The organism is Hoeflea sp. (assembly GCF_984452065.1).
Genome location: NZ_CFHWAF010000114.1, coordinates 1 through 14,504 on the forward strand (window position 1 = coordinate 1; position 14,504 = coordinate 14,504).

The 14,504-nt window shown below is 56.1% G+C and carries 11 protein-coding genes, 1 pseudogene and 1 other annotated feature; of the genes and pseudogenes, 2 read left to right on the top strand and 10 right to left on the bottom strand.

What is annotated here, in order from left to right; translation table 11 throughout:
- Positions 1 to 100 precede the first annotated feature (100 nt).
- The 5 genes from AC5E6N_RS18350 to dctP all read right to left on the bottom strand — a co-directional run bounded on the left by AC5E6N_RS18350 (position 101) and on the right by dctP (position 5,794).
- Positions 101 to 1,618, bottom strand: a complete 1,518-nt coding sequence (locus tag AC5E6N_RS18350; RefSeq protein ID WP_491749179.1) for a malonate--CoA ligase — start codon at positions 1,616 to 1,618, stop codon at positions 101 to 103.
- A 4-nt stretch (positions 1,619 to 1,622) separates the two neighbouring features.
- Complete coding sequence (locus tag AC5E6N_RS18355) at positions 1,623 to 2,867, bottom strand: malonyl-CoA decarboxylase (protein WP_491749169.1); 1,245 nt, start codon at positions 2,865 to 2,867, stop codon at positions 1,623 to 1,625.
- Positions 2,864 to 4,180 carry a TRAP transporter large permease gene (locus tag AC5E6N_RS18360; protein ID WP_491749170.1) on the bottom strand — a complete coding sequence of 439 codons (1,317 nt, stop codon included), beginning with the start codon at positions 4,178 to 4,180 and terminating at the stop codon, positions 2,864 to 2,866. The genes AC5E6N_RS18355 and AC5E6N_RS18360 overlap by 4 nt, the downstream gene beginning before the upstream one ends.
- On the bottom strand, positions 4,180 to 4,728 hold the full coding sequence (locus AC5E6N_RS18365; RefSeq protein ID WP_491749171.1) for a TRAP transporter small permease: 549 nt from the start codon (positions 4,726 to 4,728) through the stop codon (positions 4,180 to 4,182). Before AC5E6N_RS18365 ends, AC5E6N_RS18360 begins: the two co-directional genes overlap by 1 nt.
- Before the next feature lie 76 nt (positions 4,729 to 4,804).
- Positions 4,805 to 5,794, bottom strand: coding sequence for a TRAP transporter substrate-binding protein DctP (dctP, locus tag AC5E6N_RS18370; protein ID WP_491749172.1), 990 nt, complete (start codon positions 5,792 to 5,794; stop codon positions 4,805 to 4,807).
- 135 nt (positions 5,795 to 5,929) lie between these two features.
- Between dctP and AC5E6N_RS18375 the strand changes: the two genes are divergently transcribed.
- Positions 5,930 to 6,577, top strand: a complete 648-nt coding sequence (locus tag AC5E6N_RS18375; RefSeq protein WP_491749173.1) for a GntR family transcriptional regulator — start codon at positions 5,930 to 5,932, stop codon at positions 6,575 to 6,577.
- A gap of 109 nt (positions 6,578 to 6,686) precedes the next feature.
- Here AC5E6N_RS18375 and AC5E6N_RS18380 read toward each other — a convergent pair.
- A protein-coding gene (locus AC5E6N_RS18380; protein WP_491749174.1) for an IS3 family transposase occupies positions 6,687 to 7,909 on the bottom strand; the annotation gives its coding sequence in 2 pieces (ribosomal slippage) (positions 6,687 to 7,621 and positions 7,621 to 7,909; 1,224 coding nt in all).
- Positions 7,512 to 7,628: a sequence feature (AL1L pseudoknot), on the bottom strand. (Overlaps the previous gene by 117 nt.)
- Before the next feature lie 839 nt (positions 7,910 to 8,748).
- Between AC5E6N_RS18380 and AC5E6N_RS18385 the strand changes: the two are divergent.
- A pseudogene (locus tag AC5E6N_RS18385) lies at positions 8,749 to 9,420 on the top strand (ISKra4 family transposase); the annotation flags it as partial.
- On the opposite strand, the gene AC5E6N_RS18390 reads toward AC5E6N_RS18385, so the two are convergent.
- The 4 genes from AC5E6N_RS18390 to AC5E6N_RS18405 form a co-directional block, all read right to left on the bottom strand.
- Complete coding sequence (locus AC5E6N_RS18390) at positions 9,420 to 10,274, bottom strand: AEC family transporter (protein ID WP_491749175.1); 855 nt, start codon at positions 10,272 to 10,274, stop codon at positions 9,420 to 9,422. The pseudogene AC5E6N_RS18385 and the gene AC5E6N_RS18390 sit on opposite strands and share 1 nt — an antisense overlap.
- A gap of 44 nt (positions 10,275 to 10,318) precedes the next feature.
- Positions 10,319 to 12,208 (bottom strand): bifunctional sugar phosphate isomerase/epimerase/4-hydroxyphenylpyruvate dioxygenase family protein, encoded by a 1,890-nt coding sequence (locus AC5E6N_RS18395; protein WP_491749176.1) that lies wholly within the window; start codon positions 12,206 to 12,208, stop codon positions 10,319 to 10,321.
- A complete protein-coding gene (locus AC5E6N_RS18400) occupies positions 12,205 to 13,056 on the bottom strand; it encodes a shikimate dehydrogenase family protein (RefSeq protein ID WP_491749177.1) in 852 nt (283 codons plus the stop codon). Before AC5E6N_RS18400 ends, AC5E6N_RS18395 begins: the two co-directional genes overlap by 4 nt.
- Positions 13,053 to 14,504, bottom strand: a 1,452-nt coding sequence (locus tag AC5E6N_RS18405; RefSeq protein WP_491749178.1) for a tripartite tricarboxylate transporter permease, incomplete at its 5' end; no start/stop codon positions are given. The genes AC5E6N_RS18405 and AC5E6N_RS18400, both read right to left, overlap by 4 nt.

Genomic DNA, 14,504 nt, shown 5'->3' on the forward strand with positions numbered 1-14,504 from the left:
TTGGCATCGGACCCGTCTCCAGAACCTGATAACTGTTTGTTACAAAACTAGTTTCTCAGATTCCTGGGGCCGATGCACCCTTTACTTTGAGAAATCCGGGCTAGGCGGGCGTGAACATGTCTTTGTACTGTTCACGAAGTTCTTTCTTTTGCACTTTCCCCATGGTGTTGCGCGGTAACTCGGGCAGAACTACAAGCCTCTGCGGATGTTTAAACCGGGCCAGCGATCCGCCGATGTTCTTTTTGATCGCATCAACGTCAAGCTCAGCTTTCCCATCTGCGACCAGCACACCAACAACCGTTTCGCCGAAATCCGGATGAGGCACACCGATAACAGCGCTTTCGAGAACGCCTGCCTCTTCATCAAGAAGCAACTCGATTTCCTTGGGATAGATGTTGTATCCACCCGAAATGATCAGATCTTTGTTGCGTCCGACGATATGCAAATAGCCGTCTTCGTCGACACGACCGAGATCACCAGTGATGAAGAATCCGTCCTCGCGCAGCTCCTCGGCTGTTTTTTCGGGCATTTGCCAATAACCCTTAAACACATTCGGGCCGCGTACCTCGATCTCGCCGATCTCGCCCTGCGGCAGAGTTTCGCCAGTATTGCTATCAGTGATTTTCACCTCCACACTTGGCAAAGGAAAACCCACCGTACCTGCCCTTCGATCCCCATCATAAGGGTTTGAGGTGTTCATGTTGGTTTCGGTCATGCCATAGCGTTCCAGGATGCGGTGGCCGGTGCGCTCTTCAAATTGGACATGGGTTTCAGCCAGTAGTGGCGCACTTCCAGAAACGAACAGGCGCATATGTTGGACCAGCTCACGAGTGAACCGGTCATCCTCAAGCAACCGCGTATAGAAAGTCGGAACGCCCATTAGGGTGGTCGCCTGAGGCATCAGGTCCACCATCATGTCCAGACCGAACTTCGGTAGAAACAGGAGCTTTCCGCCAGCCAGAAGCGTTACGTTCGTGGCAACAAACAGGCCATGTGTGTGGAAGATTGGCAGCGCGTGAAGAAGGGAATCTTCGGCGGTGAAGCGCCACTCTTTCGCGAGCGCCTGACAATTGGAGAGCAGGTTGCCTTGTGTTAGCATTGCCCCTTTCGAACGCCCGGTTGTACCGGACGTATAGAGGAAAGCGGCCAGATCGTCCGCTCTGCGCGTGACGGCCTGAAACTCATCAGACATGGCCTCTGCCTGCGAAGCAAAGCTTCCTGCGCCATCTGCATTCATGGTTTCCAGGATCGCGCCACAGGACTTGGCGACGACTTCCAGCTCGCCATGTCTTTTACCGTCACACAGGATCAGTCGCGCGCCACTGTTCTCAACAAAGTATGAGACCTCGTCCGCAGTATACGCGGTGTTCAGCGGGAGAAATACGATGCCAGCCTGCACACAGGCCGCATAGATAGCGAGCGCCTGGGGAGATTTCGCAATCTGAACTGCGACGCGATCACCTGGCTGAATTCCAAACTGGACAAACAGGTTGGCATATTGCGACGCCAGTTTCAGGAAATCGCCATGCGTGACTGTCGATCCATCGGCCATTTGCAAGAAGACTGTATCCTTGCCGCTGTGTTGTCCAAAGAGAGTGTCGTAGAGAGGGTTAGTCATCGTCTTACTCATAGGCTTTCAGGGTCACCGACGCGCTCAAGGCCTTCACGGCGTCTGAGGCAACAACTGTTTTTTCACCGACAAATTGTTCGTGGTTTTGGGAAATCTGGCTCAGGTCATACAAATAGGTGACCATGGTGCAATTGGATTGGCGGCGGCCATTCTCTGAGGTGTCGGCCTCGGCATGAACGGCGTGTACCAACGCGCCATTACCCAGATGAAAGCGCGCGACCGGGTCGAACGGCATGCCATCAGGCCGCTTTGCTTCAAGGAGATAATGCGCCGCCAGCGCCTGATTATCGGTCGATTTCAAAAGTTCGACATCGTCGCCATTGAGCCAGCAATTAAGGCTTGGGATCGGCGACAAAGTGGCAAATGTTTCGAGATCTGGAAGTTCTTTCGACAGGTCCGACACGACTTGTTTGATGAGGGAGTTCCCAAACGAAATACCTGCGAGGCCAGCCTGGCAATTGGAAATCGAATAGAACACTGCCGTGTCTGCATTCTCGGCTTCGATAGCTGTGCGATCATCAGCCAGAAGCTCTTGTATCGAATTAGGTATACCCTTGGTCAGCGCGACTTCGACAAATATCAGAGGCTCATCAGCCATAGCTGGATGGAAAAACCCAAAGCAGCGCCGATCAGTCGGCTTGAGCCGTCTCCGCAGATCATCCCAACTATCAATCGCATGCACCGCCTCGTAAGCGATAATCTTCTCAAGGATATCTGCCGGGCTTTCCCAATTGATCGGTCGCAGGACCAGAAAGCCCCGATTGAACCAGGATGAGAAGAGGTGTTTGAAGTCTACATCCAAAGGTTCCAGATCAGGCCGTTCTCGCAGCATACCGAGTAGGTCTTTGCGCATGCTAACGAGCTTTCCTGTGGCGCCAGGAACCTGGTTCAACCGCCGTGCCAGTTCCTGTCGCCGAGGTTCGCAGGCTGCGGCAAAGGCGCGATATGTGCTTTTGCCGGGCTTACTCCGATAGGCCTCAAGTGCGCTGATGACGTCATCTGGGTTGATTTCAAGCTCATGGGTTATGAACTCGAAAAACCTTGTCTTTTCGTCACCGGTCATGCTCGCGTATCGGTCTAGGAGATTGCGTGCCAGGGTACCCCCTGACACTTCTCCGTGGCTGCTCAGGAGAGCTTCACAAAGGTCTGATGTAGTGCGTCCGTCGACTTCATCAGATAGTGCCTTGCGATAGCGCCGCTCAAAGACAGTCGAGATGAGATCGCCGAAGTAGCTCATACCGCCTCTCCCATCAGGAAGTCGGGCAACCAGGTTGCAAGACCGGGGAAGAAGCAAAGCAGAATGATTGCGATCACCATGCAAGCCACGAATGGCAGCGACCCTTTCAGGATGGTCTTGAGCGAGATGTCAGGCGCAATGCCATTGATGACATAAAGATTCAGACCCACCGGCGGTGATATCAGACCGATCTCCATATTGATGGTCAGCACAACAGCAAACCAGATCGGATCGAAACCCGCTGTTGTGATGATCGGCAACAGAATGGGAGCAGCCATCAGGATCACCGCAACGGGTGGCAGGAAGAAGCCTGCGACCAGCAGGAACAACATGACGAAGGTCATGAGCACCCAACGGTTCACATCCAACGTGCCGATCCATTCCGCGATTGCCTGTGTGATGAACAAGCTCGACAGCATATAGGAGAACACACCAGCGGCTGCGATGATGAACATGATCATCACGCTTTCTTTGGTGCTATCCCGCAAAACCACCCACAGGTCTGCCGGGTTCCATAACTTGTAGATGATCATTGCAATCATCAAACACAGCAGCGCACCAACCGCGGCGGTTTCAGATGGGGTGGCGATGCCGCCATACATTGCGTAAAGCACGCCCAGGATAATCGCGAGGAACGGCACCACGCGTGGCAGGATTTCAAACTTTTCTTTCCAAGAATAGTTGCCTGCACTCAGCAGCGCTTTGTCGCCCGACCGCCAGGTCGAGTAGAGCGACCAGAGCATGAAGAGCATCACCAGCATCAGCCCAGGGATGACACCTGCCAGAAACAAGCGACCGATCGAAGTTTCGGTAGCAATCCCGTAGACGATCATCGTGACCGAAGGTGGGATCAGAATGCCAAGCGTTCCGCCTGCCGCAATCGAGCCTGCCGCAACACCATCGGGGTAGCCGCGTTTACGCATCTCAGGGATGCCCATCTTCCCGATAGCAGCACATGTCGCCGGGCTTGAGCCGGACATAGCCGAGAAAAGCGCACAGGCACCAAGGTTCGACACCACGAGGCCACCTGGAACACGGGTCAACCAACGCTCAAGTGCTTCGTAGAGGTCGGCACCGGCCCGGGTTGAGGCAATGGCAGAGCCCATGATGATGAACATGGGGATCGACAGAAGCGCGAAGTTATCGAGCTTACCGAAGAGAATTTCGGGAATAAGCTCAAGTGAGCGCAACCCATCAAAGATCAGCAGGAACGCCGAAGAGACAATGAGCAATCCAAGTGCGACAGAGACACCGGAAAACAGTACAAGAATTGTGGCGATGGCGACGATTGCGCCGAGCGGGATCGGGTCCACTACACGTCCTCCAGTCCAAATGGGGCATCAATTTTCAGCAAAACGGCGATCAGGTCCGCGATGAGTTGAAGCAACAGCAGGCCAAAACCGACAGGAATAGACAGGTAGGGGATCCACAGACGCACACCCCAAACAGTGTCCGACTTCCAATTGCGCTCATAAGCAAGATGCCAATGCTCGTACCCGTAGAAAAGCACGATGGCCACGATGACGATCGACAGCGACATGGTCAGTAGATACATGAAGAACCGTGCGCGCTGAGACAGATGCAACGGGATCAAATCGACATTCACGTGACTGCGAAGGCGTTGGACGTAGGAAAGCCCGACCAACGTCGATCCAATCGCGAGATAGATCACCGCCTCGGTCTGCCAAACCGTTGATTGGTTCAAGACGAAACGGACGAAAATCATCTGGCAGGTGGTCGCCACAGCCGCGACGATCATGGCCGCAGAACACCATCCGGCGAGAGTAGAGATTGCCGCAACAGCGCGCAAAAAGGGATTGTTGGCCGTGCGCGAGGTGACAGCTGAACTTTGGCCAGCCATGTCAGCTTTCCTTTCAGCGTGAGTTAACTTTGGGAGTGCGACGACCGCCAGAAAGGGGCGGTCGCCGTGCAAGCGATTATTCGACCGCGAGCGCCATATCCAGAAGCGCCTGACCGTCTGGAACGTCCTCTACAAACTGTTTGTAGGAGGTTTCCCAGGCAAGCGCGCGCCATGCCGCGAAGTCTTCGGGTGTCATCTCTGCGATTTCCACGCCGGCCTTCTCGAAAACTTCGACCGACGCGGCATCCTGCTTCTTGGCTTCTTCAAGATAGAAAGCTTCGGCCTTTGCCGCAGCTGCCAGCAGCGCTTCTTGCTGTTCTGCAGAAAGTACCTCGAACGTGGACTTGTTCATCAGAAGCGGCTGATACATGAACCACAGGGCCACGTTTTCCGTAGCCGGTGTGTAGCATGCCGATTGTTCGTAGATGCGATACGACACGAAAGAGGACGAAGACGTATTCGCTGCGTTCAAAATGCCGGTTTGCATCGCGTTGTAGATTTCCGAAGAGGCCATAGACGTGATCGATGCGTCCGCTCCGGCCAACATCTGTTCAAACGCTTTGCCCGCTGCTCGCGTTTGGAGACCTGCGATATCCTCGGGCTTGGTGATGCATTTGTCTTTGCCGACAAAACCGCCGGCCAGATAGCCATGGACCAACACCATAACATCGTCTTCAGCCATCTTTTCTTCGAGCGCTTCCATATAAGGAGAGTTGCTCAACCGCGCGGCATGGTCGTGGTTTTTGACCAGGCCAGGCATCAGCGTCAGATTGAAGGCGGGTTGTTGGCCGCCTGCATAGCTGAGCGGAAGAACCGTCATATCAAGCTGACCACGGCTCAGCAGGCGATACTGCTCGCGTGGTTTGAACAGTGATTTTGAGCCGAAGATTTTGATCTTCAAATCCACGTCGGCGGCGGCGACCTCATCAGCAACCATCTGAGCCACTTGGTGACGGATGTCTTGGTTCGACCATTGGTGTGACAGGCGCAGTTCGGCCGCAGAGGCCGTGGACGCCATTCCCATGGACGCAACCATCGCTACGGTAGCTAGAAGTTTCGTCTTCATCAGTTCCTCCCTTGGATCATGAGTCGTGGTTGACTTCGATAATCAGGATTACGTATTTTGCATCCTAAGTCAAATATCTTGTATACAATAACTTCAATATTGCGCATCATATCGCACTTGTAATATCCTCACCTTATGGGATTGAAACGTGCAGATCAGATAGCAAAACAACTGGAACACCTTGTATTCAAAGGAGAATATGAGGACGGAGAGCGGCTGGACGAAATCAAGCTTGCAGAGCAATTTAAAGTTTCGCGGACACCGGTTCGGGAAGCGCTACAGAAGCTGGTCATGTCTGGCGTCGCCGAACAAATTCCCCGACGCGGCGTATTTGTCAGGCAACCAGGGCCGGTCGAGTTGTTGGAAATGTTTGAAACTATGGCTGAGATGGAGGCCGCCTGTGGGCGCTTCGCCGCAGCACGGATATCTGACAACGGGTTAGACCAGCTGGTCAAAGCAAATTCAAAGTGCCGCGAGGCGGTCGAACAGGGTGACGCCGAACGATACTACGCAGAAAATGAAGCATTCCATCAAGAAATCTATCGTGGAGCAGCAAATTCCTTCCTGCAGAACGAAGCCCTGCGGCTGCAAAACAGACTAAGACCTTATAGGCGCATGCAACTCCGTTTCCGGGGGCGAATGTCGCAGTCTCTTTCTGAACATGAAGAGATTGTCGAGGCTTTGCGACAAGGCGATGCAGAACGGACAGCGAATGCATTGCGCAGCCATGTGGCGGTCCAAGGCGAAAAGTTCCAGCAGCTTATGGCAGGGTTAAAAGGCTAGCATCTGGCTTCGCAGTGGAGCAACGTGCGAAATCAGTCGACCGTGATCTATGCGGGTTTTATGCGGGAATTGAACCGCCCCGGGTTTGCCGAAGGCTGTTTGATATAAGCTACGCGGCCATTTCTGAAGTTTCCAGAGCTGCGTAGAAGTTTGCTTCGGCCTCTGCTGGCGGGACATTTCCGATGGGTTCCAGCAGACGGCGGTTGTTGAACCAGTCGACCCATTCGAGTGTGGCGTATTCCACGGCTTCGAAGCTGCGCCATGGCCCACGGCGATGAATGACCTCTGCCTTGAAGAGGCCGTTGATCGTCTCGGCCAGGGCATTGTCATAAGAGTCACCGACACTTCCGACCGAAGGCTCGATCCCGGCATCGGCCAGTCGCTCGGTGTATTTAATCGACAGGTATTGCGAGCCGCGATCCGAGTGATGCACCAATCCCGCTCCCGGCCTTCGTTGATGAACGGCCTGCTCGAGGGCATCGAGGACGAAGCCGGCATGAGCCGTGCGGCTCACTCGCCAGCCGATGATGCGCCGTGCAAATGCATCGATGACGAAGGCGACATAGATGAAGCCCTGCCAAGTGGCGACATAGGTGAAATCGCTCACCCAAAGCATGTTCGGCGCAGGCACCCGGAACTGGCGGTTCACCTTGTCCAGCGGGCAAGGCTGGGCCTTGTCGGGAAGCGTGGTCTTGATCTTCTTGCCGCCAATGACGCCTTCGAGGCCCATGTCCTTCATCAGTCTCTCGACGGTGCATCGGGCCACGTCGAACCCTTCCCGGCGCATCTGGCGCCAGACCTTGCGCACGCCGTAGACTTTGAAATTGGCCTCGAAAACGCGCTGTATCTCGGGACGCAGCTCGCCATCGCGCTTGGCCCGATCCGAGAGCCGTTCCGGATCGGCCCGCTTGGCCAGATGATCGTAGTAGGTGGACGGGGCAATCGGCAGATGTCTGCAGATCGGCTCGACCCCGAGTTCTCCACGGTGATCGTCGATGAAGGCGATCATGACTTGGGTCGGCGGTCGAGCTCCGCCTGGGCAAAATACGCAGATGCCTTACGCAGGATCTCGTTGGCCTGTTTGAGCTCTCGGTTCTCCCGTTCCAGCGCCTTCAGCCGATCAGCCATCTCGGTCGTGACACCAGCCCGTTCACCGCGATCGACTTCGGCCTTCTTGACCCACTCGTTCAGCGTTTGCGGCGCACAGCCGATCTTCGCCGAAATCGACATGATCGCTGCCCAACGGCTCTCATGCTGCCCTTGATTATCCAGAACCATGCGCACAGCGCGTTCGCGGACTTCGGGAGAATACTTGTTCGTCGTCTTGCTCATGATGCTCCATCCTACTCAGGAGTTGGAGCCTCCGGCAAACCCGGGGCGGTTCAATCCAAACCGCGCCGCCAACACAAAATCCCCATAGGGCTGAGTAAACGCGGCTTCGCTCAATCCGGCTTCAATGAGGTCGCAGCCACAACAAGCCGCGTGTCCGTCGATCACGACCTCACAGAACCCTCCAGATTCCCAAACAGGCGCGAATATGATTCATCCTATCCACCGGGATGAGGAGGCCGGGCGGTATGGGATATTCTCAAGATTTACGTGATCGCGTGATTGATACTGTGATGCTGGAGAGCATGAGCCGTCGGGCAGCGGCGCATCGCTTCGGCGTCAGCGAGTGTTCGGCGATCCGATGGGTTCGGCGGTATGAGGAGACCGGCCACCGCACCGCAATAGGAACCGGCGGCCATCGGCGGTCTGTCTGTGCTCAAACCGCATCGCGCCTTTCTGATGGCGCTACGGACCGAGCAGCCCGACATCACGTTGGAGCAGATGTGCCGGCGTCTTGCCGAGGCGTGCGGGGTGAAGGCCGATACCAGCATGATGAGCCGGTTCCTGCGGCGTGAGGGCATCACGCACAAAAAAAGACGCTGGTCGCGAGCGAGCGGGAGCGTCCGGACGTAAAACGGCGGCGCGATCAATGGCGCAAATATCAGGACCGGGTCGATCCCACCCGCCTTGTCTTCATCGACGAGACCTGGACCAAGACCAATATGACCCGCACCCATGGATGGGCACCGCGTGGCGAACGGCTGGTCGCCAAGGTACCGCATGGCAAGTGGAAGACGGCGACCTTCCTGGCGGCACTGCATCATGATCGCATCGAAGCGCCCTGCCCCGACTGCAACCGCATCAGACGGATTCACGACTATCGGACAAGGATGCTCGATACGCTTTTCGGACAGTTTCGAGTCAGGACCCCGCGGCTTCGCAAGTGTTCGTGTGGCGTGGGAGAATGCAGTTCGTTTTCACCGTTTGCACAGGTCTTCCCGGATCGCGCGACGCCGGAACTCCAGAGGCTACAGGCAGAGTTGGGAGCACGGCATTCGTTCCGGGAAGCGGCCCGGATCCTGGAGACCTTTCTTCCTTGTGCTAAGCAGCACAACACCACCGTGCGTAATCGATTGGGCCGGATCGCGGAAGATATCACCGGGTTGGAGCCGCTGGAAAACGACGCCTCGAGTTCGCATCCCGTAACGGTACTCGTCGATGGAGCCCATATCACGTGCAGGCCGGAGTATCAGAAGCGTCACCTTGATGTTGTGGTGGGGAAAATCGAGGCCGGCGATATGTGTCGCCGCTTCGGTCTGGCCCCACAAGCTGCCGCCTCGCCCGCTACCCAGCTTCGCAGCGATTTGGCGGCACTCGGGTGGAACGGTCGGCGATCCGTCACCGTGATCTCAGACGGGGAGGCCGCGCTTCCAAACCTTTTCCGCGGCGCTACGGGTGGGAAAGTGCAACACATCCTCGACTGGTGGCACATCTCGATGCGGGTCCAGCATGTCTAGCTTTGAGCGAGGATTGGATAGATTGCCATGACTGGCGTCGAGGCCAGGATTATTGCCGCGGCCACCAACCGATCATCCTGTACGCCACTGCCCAACATGGACATTCCTAGCAGGCCCAATCCGATTGCTAGCGGATGTAAAACCAATTTACCGAACGTGATCCGGAATACCGCCGGTTCAAACTTTTGAACTGACAGGCTGGCGAGTGTTCCACCGATGACAGCCAGTGACACTGCAGCACTTGCGGACGCAAACATGTCGATGGGTTGGGAAATGACCGTTGGCATCGACGCTCCGGACGCGGAAAGCGCGAGGCCGAGGATAAGGGCAATCACGATCGGATTCCGGGCCAGTCGTTTTGCGATCTGACGCACCAGTAGAGTCCCCTTGGCATCACCGCCTCGCGCATACTCTGCCATGATCAGCACCATTGGGATCATGACGAGGTTTTCGATAATCATGTTCAGCGCCAGCGCTTTTGATGCCACGTCCGGCAGCGCGATAAGCAGTACCGGAAACCCGACAAACCCGCTGTTTGCGCAGGACATACCCATCGCGCTGAACGTGCTCGCCGAAGCACTATCGCCGGCTACTCGCCGCGACCAAAAGTACCCCGACCAGAAAACGACCAGTGAACCAATCAGAACGGCACCGAGGTAGCCCACATTCGCGAATTCACCTATCGGTTGGGTCGAGACGGCCCGCAAAATGAGAGCTGGCAACGCGAAGTTGACGACGAACTTTCCGAGGGTCTGCACCTCTTGTGAGGAGAACATACCAAGCCGTACCGACAGATATCCCGTGCCGATCACGACAAAAATCGTTCCTGTGATCGACAGGATATCAATCATGAATTGCTCGCCTCTCGAATGCGAAGCCTTTGGCTTCGCCTGCCCTATCGCCTTGGCATGCCTTTCGGCCGCATCAATCGTTTCTGAGCTGCAATACGGAAGGGTGCGTTTGGCGCGCCATAACCGTCATAATCTTCGATCCGTTGAATGATCTCGAAGAATAGCCCGCCCGCGAATGGTTTGCTGTAGAACTGGTAGAACGCACCATCAGCGTCCGCATCATAGAGGATGCTCAAATCTTTCATCTGACCGATGTGGGACGCTTCCATACCAAAACGTGCCTGCAAGTCATTGTAGTAGTTGCCGGTCATTGGAAGCGGTTCAAAACCCGCCTCGCGCATCGCGCCCGCTGTTGCGAAGATGTCATCGGTCGCAAAAGCGACGTGCTGAACTGCCCCGCCAAAGCTGTCTGCCAGGAAGCTGCCAGCAAGTGTCCGATGTGTTTCAGCTCCGTTCAGCGTGATCCGTACCGTTCCGTCTCGTGCCTTGATGGCCTGACTACGCACCAGCCCATCCGGGTCGACCACATCCACCATGGGCGTGCGATGCATGTCGAAGATCGACGTGTAGAACAGCGACCAGCTGAGCATCTCGTCGTAGTTCATCGTCTCAGCGACATGGTCGATTGCTCGAAGACCTGTGCCGTCACTGAGACTCTGCGCTGACTCTGTGAATTCAACCGACCAGACATCGGAAAGGCCGCTCTGGTCGTCGATGAAGTGCATTACGCTGCCGCCGACACTCCGGATCGCCGGAATTTCAAGCTCTCCAGGACCAACCGCTTGGTCAAAGGTCACGGCTCCAAGGGCCTCCGCGCGTGCGGAAGTGGCCTTGGCGTCTTCGACTTTCAGGCCGACATCGCAGATCGTGGTGCCGTGGGTGATGTAGGCCGAGTTAGCAAAGCCTGTGGTTTCCTGGTTCAGGATGACACGGATATTGCCCTGCTGCCAAAGCGCGACCTTCTTTGCGATGTGATTGCCGACATGCGCAAACCCCATAGTTTGCAGCAAATTTGAAAGGGTCGCGGCGTCCTCTCCACGGCTTGCAAATTCGATGAACTCCACGCCATCGACGCGGATGCGGTCTGGAATGTCCGGAACTTGCACTTTGATATCCGGCTCAGCCTTTCGCACATCATCCATCAGTGCGACCAGCGAACGGTACCCGTCACGAGCCAGTCCTTCGGGACGTCCCCCGCGAAACTGATCGTTGAAAATCTCCAGGCTGATCGGACCGTCATAACCGGTCGCAGCGACCGCGCGCATGAATTCGGTGACGGCGAGATCGCCCTCCCCCGGCATGTTCCGGAAGTGACGCGACCAATAAAGGAGGTCCATGTCGATCAGGGGCGCATCAGCAAGTTGCACGAAGAATATCTTGTCGCTCGGGATGCGGCGAATGGTATTTGGGTCAATCTTGCGCGCCAGTGTGTGGAAGCTGTCGAGAATGAGACCGATATTGGGATGATCGGCGCGCCGTACGATCTCCCAGGCATCCCTGTGATCATTGACATGCCGCCCCCACGCGAGGGCCTCGAAGCCCACGCGAAGATTACGCTCAGCCGCAAGCGCCCCAAGCTCAGAGAAGTCGTTCGCAGCTCGGTCAATGCCTCCAAGGGCGTCAGGGTGAACAGACGAGCACACCAGGATAAGGTCCGTGCCGAGCTCGACCATGGTGTCGAACTTGTACTTCGCACGATCGAAGGCCCGCTTGCGCGCGTCACCAGTCAAACCTTCGAAATCCCGAAACGGTTGGAAAAGAGTGATTTCCAAGCCGTGGTCTCGGCTCATGTCCCCGATCTCGCGCGGAGTGCCTGTGTCGGCAATGAAGTCCTGCTCGAAGATCTCGATTCCATCGAAGCCGACCTTAGCAATCGCATCCAGCTTTTCGCGCAAGTTGCCGGAGATCGAGACCGTGGCGATTGACGTTTTCATGCCGCCTCTCCCTGCTCCAGCAAATCCGCACGAAGCCGAGCCTCATCCAGCGGCAAATCCGCGAAATGAGCCCACGCGTGAACACCCTGATAGAAGAACAACTCGTAACCCGAGATAACCTTCAATCCTTCAGCAGCAGCATCTTGCAGGAATTGGGTATCAACCGGTGTATAGACCGCATCGAAAGCCCATTCGGCGTTCTTCATTGCCTCCCGCGTCAATGGGGTTCCGCCATAGCCAACCATCCCGACGGGCGTGCCGTTGAGGAGCCCGGCCGCGCCGGAGGCCGCCTGAGCGGCGTCCGTAAAGACTGTGACCCGTGGCGCATTTGAGATGGCCCGAAGCTCGGAGGCCAAAGCTTGCGCTTTCGCCTCGTACTTATCGACCAAACGGATCTCACCTGCGTCAAGTGCGACAAGCCCGAACGCAAGAGCGCGGCCTACTCCACCGGTTCCGATTAGGCACGAGATACCGGCAGGCTCAACGCCTCGGGTTTCCCGGTATCCTGCAATGAACCCAGTGTAATCCGTATTCTGCCCTTTGGGACCATCCGCTTCAAAGAGTACGGTATTGACGGCACCAATGGCACGCACCAGCGGATCGTCGATCCCGACTTTTTTCGCGGCGCGCTCCTTGTAGGGATAAGTCACGTTGATACCGCGATAGCCTCGCCCTGCGCACTGATCGAACACCGCATCGAAGTCTTCACCAAGATCTTTTGGGATCAGACGGTCGTACTGGACTGTCAAACCGTTCTGATTTCCGGCCAATCGGTGGAGCATCGGCGAACGCGAGCGCGCAATGTTATCGCCGATCAAGCCGAGTTTGATGTCGGGTGCGTCGGTCATGGCTTGGCCTTTCCGCCCTTGAAGATCATCGCTTTTCCCTTTCGCCAAAGCGGTGTCTGGGACACGAAGATGAGGATCACTGAGATGAAGAGAACCAGCGAGAGCGGGCTTGTGACGATGCCTTCAAAGAAGCGGCCCAGGTCTTCGCGTTCCGAGATGATGGCGCGTCGCCAGTTGTCATCAAGCAGTCGGGACAGGATCACACCGAGGATCACCGGTCCAAGCGGATACCCATAGTGACGCATGAAGTATCCGAAGACACCGAAGCCTAGCATCCAATAGACGTCTGTGATCGAGTTGTTGACCGCGTAAGCTCCGACGATGCTCAGAAGCATGATCAAAGGGATCAGCACGCTTCGCGGCATCTCCACGATCTTTGTGAAGAGCTTGATACCGGTAAGGCCAAAAATCAGCATGAAGACATTGGCCATGACCAAACAACCGACGATGAACCAGAACATGTCCGGCTGGTCGATCATCAGCATCGGGCCGGGATTGAGCCCGTGTATGAACAGTGCCCCGATCATGATGGCCGTCACGGCGTCACCGGGGATTCCCAGCGTCATCATCGGAATGAAGGCGCCACCAACGGCCGAGTTGTTGGCCGTCTCTGGGGCAACAAGCCCTTCCATCGCACCGTCACCAAATGGGCGCTCGGGGTTCTTCGTCACCCGCTTCGCGTGATCATAGGCCATGAGGGCGGCAATATCTCCGCCCGTCCCGGGAAGGGCCCCGATCGTCACACCAATTGTCGATGTTTGAAGGCTGAGCGGCAGGTGCTCCTTCACTGTGGCCAAGGACGGAACGATCCGACTGATTTTCTGGCGCACCGCGTCCTTGTCGACATGGTGAAGCTGCAAAAGTGCTTCAGAAACACCGAACATTCCAATCATGACGGCGATGAAGGAGATGCCGCCTTCTAAAAGTTGGAAGTCGAAAGTGAACCGTTCCGCAAAAGTCAGCGGGTCACGTCCAACGGACCCGATGGCAATACCAAGCGCGCCAACAAAGATTCCCTTTACCAAAGAGCCTTGCGACAGCGAGCCCACCAAGAGAATTCCGAGGATAGCGAGCAGCATGTAGTCACGTGGTTGGAACCCAAGCGCGAAATCCGAAACCAATGGAGCGGCCAAGGCAAGGACGCCGATTCCAACGAAGCCACCGATGAAAGACATGACGGTGGTGACGCCAATTGCCGTGCCCGCTTCCCCGCGCTTGGCCATCGGATATCCGTCGAGCGCCGTTGCAATCGCCGACGGAGCCCCTGGAATGTTGAGGAGGATCGCGGTTCGAGACCCTCCATAAACACCCCCCATATAGATCCCGATCATCAGAGAGATCGCGGGATAGACATCCCATGAAAAGGTGAAGGAGATAAGGATCGAAACCGCCATGGTGACCGACAGGCCCGGAATCGCGCCGACATAAACGCCAGCAAAAGTGCCCAA

What these genes read in the sequence shown, in the direction of transcription:
- AC5E6N_RS18350 (WP_491749179.1), bottom strand. Translation starts at nt 1,618, where the DNA reads ATGACTAACCCTCTCTACGACACTCTCTTTGGACAACACAGCGGCAAG.
- AC5E6N_RS18355 (WP_491749169.1), bottom strand. Translation starts at nt 2,867, where the DNA reads ATGAGCTACTTCGGCGATCTCATCTCGACTGTCTTTGAGCGGCGCTAT.
- AC5E6N_RS18365 (WP_491749171.1), bottom strand. Translation starts at nt 4,728, where the DNA reads ATGGCTGGCCAAAGTTCAGCTGTCACCTCGCGCACGGCCAACAATCCC.
- dctP (WP_491749172.1), bottom strand. Translation starts at nt 5,794, where the DNA reads ATGAAGACGAAACTTCTAGCTACCGTAGCGATGGTTGCGTCCATGGGA.
- AC5E6N_RS18375 (WP_491749173.1), top strand. Translation starts at nt 5,930, where the DNA reads ATGGGATTGAAACGTGCAGATCAGATAGCAAAACAACTGGAACACCTT.
- AC5E6N_RS18390 (WP_491749175.1), bottom strand. Translation starts at nt 10,274, where the DNA reads ATGATTGATATCCTGTCGATCACAGGAACGATTTTTGTCGTGATCGGC.
- AC5E6N_RS18395 (WP_491749176.1), bottom strand. Translation starts at nt 12,208, where the DNA reads ATGAAAACGTCAATCGCCACGGTCTCGATCTCCGGCAACTTGCGCGAA.
- AC5E6N_RS18400 (WP_491749177.1), bottom strand. Translation starts at nt 13,056, where the DNA reads ATGACCGACGCACCCGACATCAAACTCGGCTTGATCGGCGATAACATT.